Raw genomic sequence first — 8,126 nt, forward strand, 5'->3', positions numbered from 1 at the left:
CGGCCGGAGCCCCGGCACAGCGGGCTCCGGCCGGTCCGTCGCGGGTGTCGCGCCTACAGGGCCAGGCCGGTGAGGACCAGCACCCGCTCGTAGGTGTAGTCGTCCATGGCGTAACGCACGCCCTCGCGGCCCACTCCGGACTGCTTGGCACCGCCGTACGGCATCTGGTCGGCGCGGTAGGAGGGCACGTCACCGATGATCACGCCGCCCACCTCCAGGGCGCGGTGTGCGCGGAAGGCGGTCTGCAGGTCGTGGGTGAAGACTCCGGCCTGCAGTCCGTACTTGGAGTCGTTGACGGCGGCGAAGGCCTCGGCCTCGCCGTGCGTCTTCCGGACGTACAGGACCGGGCCGAACACCTCTTCGCAGGCGATCGTCGCGGTGTCGGGGAGGTCGGCGAGGACCGTCGGGGCGTAGGTGGCGCCGTCGCGCTTGCCGCCGGTCAGCAGGGTGGCGCCGGCCGTGACGGCCTCGTCGACCCAGGACTCGACGCGGCGGGCGGCGTCCTCGCTGACGAGCGGGCCGACGTCGGTGGCCGCGTCGGAGGGGTCGCCGGTCACCAGGGCCTCGACGGCCGCGACGATCTTCGGGACGAGCCGGTCGTAGACGGTGGCGTCGGCGATGACGCGCTGCACCGAGATGCAGGACTGGCCGCCCTGGTAGTTGGAGAAGGTCGCGATACGGGTCGCGGCCCAGTCCAGGTCCTCTTCGGAGGAGTAGTCGCCGAGCACGACCGCGGCTCCGTTGCCGCCGAGTTCCAGGGTGCAGTGCTTGCGCGGCACCGACTCCATGATCGAGTAGCCGACCGGGCCGGAGCCGGTGAAGGAGATCACCGGCAGCCGCTCGTCCTGGACCAGGGCGGGCATCTTGTCGTTGGGCACGGTCAGCACGGACCAGGATCCGGCCGGCAGGTCCGTCTCGGCCAGCAGCTCGCCCAGGATCAGGGACGAGACCGGGGTGGCCGGGGCCGGCTTCAGGATGATCGGGGCGCCGACGGCGATGGCCGGGGCGACCTTGTGTGCGCTCAGGTTGAGCGGGAAGTTGAAGGGCGCGATGCCGAGGACGGGACCGCGCGGGAAGCGCCGGGTCAGCCCGAGACGGCCGGTCCCGCCGGCGTCCGTGTCCAGCCGCTGGGCGTCGCCGCCGTTGAAGCGGCGGGCCTCCTCGGCGGCGAACCGGAAGACGGAGACGGCCCGGCCGACCTCGCCCCGGGCCCACTTGATGGGCTTGCCGTTCTCGGCGGAGATCAGCTGGGCGATCTCCTCGGTGCGCTCGGTGAGACGGCGTACGACGTGGTCGAGCGCGGCGGCCCGTACGTGTGCCGGGGTCGCGGCGAACTCCTCGCGCACGGCGTACGCGGCGGCGACGGCCTCCTCGACCTGGGCGTCGGTGGGCACGGAGACCGTGCCGACGAGACGTCCGTCCCAGGGGTTGGTGACGTCGAAGCTGTCCTCGCCGGTGGCCTGGCGGCCGGCCAGCCAGAAGGCGTGGGTGGAAGTCATGGCGGTTCCGGCCCTTCGGGGGTGGTGAACGACGATCGCCGGGCGCCGTGCGGGCACCCTTCGGCCCCACCGTAGGGCGACCCGGCACGGATGAGGCTTGTCCGCCGTGGAGTGGAACGGGGACCAGGTGCGCCGGTTTGTCGTAGCGGACCGGGGCTACTGGGTTCCGGAGGAGGCCGCCGTCGCCTTCAGGGCCAGCCACAGCTCCATCCGGACGTCCGGGTCGTCCAGCGAGCGGCCCAGGATCTCCTCCACCCGGCGCATCCGGTAGCGCAGGGTGTGGCGATGGACGCCCAGGTCGGCGGCGGCGGCGTCCCACTGGCCGTGCCTGGAGAGCCAGGCGCGCAGGGATGCCACGAGATCGCCGCGGCCCTTCGCGTCGTGTTCCTGCAGCGGACGGAGCATCCCGTCGGCGAAGGCCCGTACGGCGTCGTCGGCGAGGAGCGGCAGGACGGAGCCGGCCGCGAGCTCCTCGTGCTCGACCATGGCCCTGCCACGGCGGCGGGCGACCGAGAGGGCCTGTTCGGCCTGCTTGTACGCGGCGGAGACGGCGATCGGGCCGGAGGGGGCGGACATCCCGACGACCACATCGGCGTCGTCGGCGCCCGGCTCGCGCACCGGCCGGTCGTCCGCGGCCTGGGCGTGGGACGCGCAGGCCGCGACCGCGGCGCCGCCGTCCACGGCCAGCACCACGAGGCGTTCGCCCTCGGGCACCATCAGCAGGGTCTCGCCGGACCGGGAGGCGGCGGCTTCCATCGTCTCGGCCAGCTGCTCCGTCCCGGAGGGGGCCGGCGCCTCCGCGATCAGAAGCCGGAAGGGGGCGTCGAGCAGCCCTCCGTACAGGTCCCCGGCGACGGCCCGGGCGTGGTCGGACTCGCCCGCCAGCAGCATTCTCAGGACCGCGGCGCCGAGGCGCTGCTCCGCTCCCTGGAGCGCCCGCGAACGGGCCGTGGTCAGGGTCAGCAGGGCGACCGCGGAGTGCACGGCGTAACGCTCGGCCGTGCCGAGCGCGGCCCCGGTGCCGACGGCCAGCGCACCGCGGTTCCGGCGGCCGGTGCCCAGGGACTGGAGTTCGACCCGGTCGTCGCTGTCGCTGTCGCCGACGACCGCGCTGGCCGGGGCGGGGCGGTCCCGCAGCCGCTCCACCTCGGGGGTGAGCCGTGCGGCGCGGCGTGCCGCCCAGTCGGGCGCGGCGGCGACGACTGCGCCGGAGGAGTCGTACAGCGCGGCCCATCCGTCGACGTTCGCGGCGAGGCGGGTGAGCAGCTCCGCGGGGCCGTCCCCGGCGACGGCGGCCCGGGTCAGTTCCCGCTGGGCCTCGAAGCCGGCGGTGACCGACCGGTACTGGTCCGCGGCGATCGCCGCGGACACCGCCTTGCTGATGGCGAGGAACGGCGTGCGCCGGGGAACCTCCAGGAGTGGCAGCCCGGCCTCCTCGGCGGCGTCCACCAGCGCCGGCGGGATCTCCTCGTAGGTGACGCCCACGCCGAAGCCGATCCCCGCGACCCCGGCGCCGACCAGCCGTTGTACGTAACGGCGCATCGTCCCCGGGTCCCGGGCGTCGAGGTTGGTCGCGGTGACGAGGAGCAGCTCCCCGCCGTCCATGTACGGGACCGGGTCGGAGAGCTCACTGGCGTGCGCCCATCGCACGGGCGTGCCGAGCCGGTCGGCGCCGGCCCGGACGGTGAGCTTGAGAGCCGAGTGCTGGACGAGCGAGGCGAGAGTGGGTGGCATGGGACCGCCGGACCTCTGGGAGTCGATGGCGCCGCCCGTGCGGACGGCTCGATTGGGCCGCCCCGCGCGGACGGCCCGAATGCGCCGCCCCGTACAGACGACCGGCATCAATTCTGCCAGGGCGGCAGGGTCCCCGTAACCTCGCGCTCAGCCGTCCAGCGCGACCAGGAGCGGGGAGGCGTGCTCACCGTCCACCGTCGTCAGCGACAGGACCGCATGGCCCGCGGGCAGCTGGTACGCCAGCTCCGACGCGGACCAGCGCTCCCGCTCGACCCGTCGCACTGTCACGGCGTCCCTGGTCACGGCCTTGCCGGTGACCAGCTTGCGCAGGCCGTGCAGGGCACGGGTGAACGGCTGGTCCGCGAAGACCGCGTGCTGGGCGACCTCGCGGGTCTCCACCCACTCCTTGCCCCAGACCTCGGCGAAGCGTTTGCCGTCCCAGGTGGTGACGCCGCTGAAGGCCATGCAGCAGCCGACCGCGCCGAGCAGGGCCGTGTGCAGCCCCTCGGGGACGTCGTCGACGGTGCGCAGCGTCAGGAGCGCTCCCGCGTTGACCGATCGCAGACGCCGGATGCCACGGACGGTCTCCGCGGTGACGGTGTTCGTGGCGTCGTCCAGGACCAGGCAGACGAACAGCGACCGGTCCGTGCGGGCGGCCGCGATCGCGGTGAACTGGGCGAGGACGAGCCGGGTGAGAAGTCGCGACGCCTCGGCGTGCGCCCGCTCGGGGAGGTCGATCCTGACCCGGAGCGGCAGGTGTTCGAGGGAACGCAGCGAGAACGGCCGGGCCTCGTCCCCGGTGGCGAAGAAGGGCGCGAACGCGGGGCGGTCGAGCAGCGCGATCCGGTCGGCGAGCACCGGCCCGGGGTCTCCGGCTCCGCCCTTCTGGCGGGTGCGGGCCTCCAGCTCGCGCAGCATGGCCTGGTGGCCGCCCGCCCCGAGCGCCTCACGGAGCGCGTCGATCGCGGCGTGGTCCCCGTCCAGGAGCTCCCGGAGCGCGGGCACCCCGGGGAAGTGCCCGTGGACGGCGCGGTACGGCCCGAGCAGCTGGGCGAGGACGGTGGCGGCGCGCCTGCTGTCCAGGTGGGTCACATCGCCGACCAGTCCCTCCGCGAGCACACCCGCGGCCTCGTCGGGGTCGGTCGTACCGCCGTAGAGGTCGAAGTCGTGCACGGAGGCCGGGTCACCGATCCGCACCACGACGTCGAACGCTTCGTCCGGACCCAGCTCACCCCCGGCGCCGCCGACGGCGAGCACCGCGGCCCGGCCGGCGAGTGCCTGCAGGGCGAGCGACTCGACGACCGGCCGCACCAGCCGGGCGGACTTGCCCGCCCCAGGCGGGCCGACCGCGAGCAGTGAGGTGCCCAGCAGCGCGGGCTCCAGGGCGATCCCCGAACCGCGGCGGGCGTACGGGTTGTGCGGGTCCTCGGCGCAGCTGCCGATGCGGACCTGCCCGGTGAGCAGATCGTGCCGGACGGTGCGGCGCGGCAGGTCCCGGGCGCCCGAGGGGTGGAGGGCGGCGGCGCCGCCGGTGCGCAGGACGGCCTCGGTGAGCGCGGCGAGGCGCTCCGGGTGGCCCCGGCCCACGCTCCAGGCGTGGCGCAGGCGGGCGACGTCGACGTCGTTCATCCGGCCGGTGCGCACCGCGGCGGTGAGGGCCTCGGCGGCGTCCGTCCGCCCCGCCTCGCGGAGCTCCGGCCATTGGTCGGGGGTGAGGGCGTCCGGCGGCCCTGCGGGTGCCTCGGGCGCCTTGGCGGCGCTCTTCCCGAGCCGGTCGGCGATCAGCGCGCGCCAGTGGCCGAGGCGGGCGAACGGCCAGAGCACCGCGAGGGCGATCAGGGTGTAGATCACGTTGACGACGGCCTGGCTCTGGTAGATCTCGCCGCCCGCGACCGAGGCGACGAGGATCAGCACCGGCCGGACGAGCGGCACGGCGTCCTTCCACACGAGGAGCTCGGCCAGGGCCCCTCCGGCGGCCGTGGCCAGCGCCAGGAAGGGCTGCCCCCGGCCGGCGACGTGGCGCCGGAAGATCTCGGACCAGTTGCCCAGGCGCCCGCAGCCGTAGACCAGGAGCCCGAAGAGGACGGCCTCGTAGACGGTGAGGGCGTCGGCGCCCTCGATCGTCCGGGGCCCGCCGAACGTACCGGCGTACCACCAGTCGCCGGGAGTGAAGAGCTTCAGCGGGACGAGCCGGTAGGGGATGTACCCGTTGCGCCAGAGGGACCAGAGGAGCAGTCCGCTGAGTACGGAGATGAGCACCCCGACCACCAGCGAGCGGTCGGAGACCCCTTCGGGCCTCTCGGGCGGGCGCGGGGTGTGCCCGTAGCGCCATACGCCCGGTTCCCGCACGGGGCGGGGGGTGCGCAGCCATTCCTCGACCCCCGTGTCCCCCGTCGGCGGACGCCGGGGGTGCGGGGCGTACGCGGGAGGCGGTGGCGCCGCGGGCGGTGGCCCGGCAGGGCGGGGCACCCCGCCCGTGCCCGTGCCCCGTGCGTCGTACGTGCCTTCGGTGTCCATGAACCGCTGCCCCCTGACCAGCCAGGTCCCGCCTTCTGCACCGGCCAATCTAGTGCCCGGGCAGCGGAGAGTTCAGCCATGCGGCCGTATGTCCCGGCAGGGCGTCGCCCGGTGGCCTCACCGGGGGATCTGTCCGCGACGGACAAGGACACGCTCCCACCACTCCCGATCGGAGCATGACCACTGCCCGCACCCACCCCTAGCCTGCAGAAACAGAAGCGTCCGAAACACCCCCAGGAGCCCCGCATGTCCGACATCCCGCAGGAGCGCCGCGTCGTCACCGCCATCCCCGGCCCGAAGTCGGCGGAGCTGCAGGCCCGCCGTGTCGCGGCGGTCGCCGCAGGTGTGGGTTCCACGCTGCCGGTCTTCACCGCTCGGGCGGGCGGCGGAATCATCGAGGACGTTGACGGCAACCGGCTGATCGACTTCGGTTCCGGTATCGCCGTGACCTCGGTGGGCGCCTCCGCCGAAGCGGTCGTACGCCGCGCCTCGGCGCAGCTCGCCGACTTCACCCACACCTGTTTCATGGTCACGCCGTACGAGGGGTACGTCGAGGTCTGCGAGCAGCTCGCCGAGCTCACGCCGGGCGACCACGCCAAGAAGTCGGCGCTGTTCAACTCCGGTGCCGAGGCCGTCGAGAATGCCGTGAAGATCGCGCGCGCCTGGACCAAGCGCACCGCGGTCGTCGTCTTCGACCACGGCTACCACGGCCGGACGAACCTCACGATGGCGCTGACGGCGAAGAACATGCCGTACAAGCAGGGCTTCGGTCCGTTCGCGCCCGAGGTGTACCGCGTGCCGGTGGCGTACGGCTACCGCTGGCCGACCGGCGCCGAGAACGCCGGTGCCGAGGCGTCCGCGCAGGCCATCGACGAGATCACCAAGCAGATCGGCGCCGACAACGTCGCCGCGATCATCATCGAGCCGGTCCTGGGCGAGGGCGGCTTCATCGAGCCGGCCAAGGGCTTCCTCCCGGCGATCGCGCAGTTCGCCAAGGACAACGGCATCGTGTTCGTCGCGGACGAGATCCAGTCCGGCTTCTGCCGGACCGGCCAGTGGTTCGCCTGCGAGGACGAGGGCATCGTGCCCGACCTGATCACCACGGCCAAGGGCATCGCCGGCGGCCTCCCGCTCTCCGCGGTGACCGGCCGCGCCGAGATCATGGACGCCGCCCACGCCGGCGGGCTCGGCGGAACGTACGGCGGCAACCCGGTGGCCTGCGCGGGTGCGCTCGGCGCCATCGAGACGATGCGTGAGCTGGACCTGAACGGGAAGGCCAAGCGCATCGAGGAGGTCATGAAGGGCCGCCTCGCCGAGATGCGGTCGAAGCTCCCGAACGGCGACATCATCGGGGACATCCGCGGCCGCGGCGCCATGATCGCGATCGAGCTGGTGAAGTCCGGCTCGAAGGAGCCCGACGCGGCCGCCGCGGGGGCACTGGCCAAGTCCTGTCACGCCGAGGGCCTGCTGGTGCTGACGTGTGGCACCTACGGGAACGTCCTGCGCTTCCTGCCGCCGCTCGTCATCGGCGAGGACCTGCTGAACGAGGGCCTGGACATCATCGAGCAGGCGTTCGCCCGGCTCTGACGCGTGCGAATCACCCGGCCGCCGAGGGCCGTCCCCGACGGCGACGACCGGCGCCCGGGTGAGGGCGTGTGAAGAAGGTGTGCGGGGGCCATGGCGGGATACCGTTGTCACTTCCGGTGCCTCCTTCCTCTGACGTACGGTTTTCCCAGATGAGAGAAACACCCCGCCCGCAGGGGACTGCGGGTGATGTCGGGCCGGGGCTCCCCCAGCGCCGTCCCGGCCGTGCCATCGCGCACACCGCTGGAGCTTCGGGCTCCGGGACTCCTCACCGATCGGATGGCCGCTCGCCCCACACCCCCCGGGGCGCGCGGCAACCCGATCCGACCGGCCACCTCGGAACAATCCCCCCTGTTCCCCGGTGGCCGGTTCTTCTCGTTTCCACGGCGGCGGCGCTGCCGGCGCTCTTCCTCGTGATCACCTGGCAGGTACTGACCGACGGCCCGCTGCTGGATCCCGACGAACGGCTGGGCCTGGAGCTGGCGGGGCGCGGCCCCGCCCCCCTCGCGGATCTCTTCGCCGATCTCGGCAACATGCAGGTCGCCGTTCCCGTGCTCGCGTGCGCGGTCCTCGTCGCCTGGTTGCGCCGTGCCAGGCGGGCCGCTCTGTACGCCGTCCTGACCATGGCCGCCGTTCCGGCCCTCGTCGTCCCGCTCAAGCTGTGGACGGACCGTCAGGGCCCGCTGACGGAGGCGACGGGCTACTACCCCTCGGGCCACACGACCACGGCGATGGTGGCGTACGGCGCCGCGGCCCTGCTGCTGGCCCCGTATCTGAAGCGGTCATGGGTGA

Annotated in this window: 5 protein-coding genes; 2 read left to right on the forward strand and 3 right to left on the reverse strand. The window is 73.6% G+C overall.

What is annotated here, in order from left to right; genetic code table 11:
* Positions 1 to 53 precede the first annotated feature (53 nt).
* The 3 genes from ACFWFI_RS38090 to ACFWFI_RS38100 all read right to left on the reverse strand — a co-directional run bounded on the left by ACFWFI_RS38090 (position 54) and on the right by ACFWFI_RS38100 (position 5,750).
* Entirely contained in the window at positions 54 to 1,499 is a 1,446-nt protein-coding gene (locus tag ACFWFI_RS38090; protein ID WP_387399648.1) for an aldehyde dehydrogenase family protein, read from the reverse strand.
* Positions 1,500 to 1,655: 156 nt separating this feature from the next.
* The gene (locus tag ACFWFI_RS38095) at positions 1,656 to 3,233 is read right to left on the reverse strand and encodes a PucR family transcriptional regulator (protein ID WP_387399650.1); all 1,578 of its coding nucleotides are present in this window, start codon (positions 3,231 to 3,233) and stop codon (positions 1,656 to 1,658) included.
* A 147-nt stretch (positions 3,234 to 3,380) separates the two neighbouring features.
* Positions 3,381 to 5,750, reverse strand: a complete 2,370-nt coding sequence (locus ACFWFI_RS38100; protein ID WP_387399652.1) for an ATP/GTP-binding protein — start codon at positions 5,748 to 5,750, stop codon at positions 3,381 to 3,383.
* A 246-nt stretch (positions 5,751 to 5,996) separates the two neighbouring features.
* On the opposite strand from ACFWFI_RS38100, the gene gabT reads away from it, so the two are divergent.
* Positions 5,997 to 7,337, forward strand: coding sequence for a 4-aminobutyrate--2-oxoglutarate transaminase (gene gabT, locus ACFWFI_RS38105; RefSeq protein WP_387399653.1), 1,341 nt, complete (start codon positions 5,997 to 5,999; stop codon positions 7,335 to 7,337).
* A gap of 149 nt (positions 7,338 to 7,486) precedes the next feature.
* Positions 7,487 to 8,126 (forward strand): phosphatase PAP2 family protein (locus ACFWFI_RS38110; RefSeq protein ID WP_387399655.1); only part of this gene is annotated, 640 nt, incomplete at its 3' end.

The organism is Streptomyces sp. NPDC060209 (assembly GCF_042728155.1).
GTDB lineage: Bacteria > Actinomycetota > Actinomycetes > Streptomycetales > Streptomycetaceae > Streptomyces.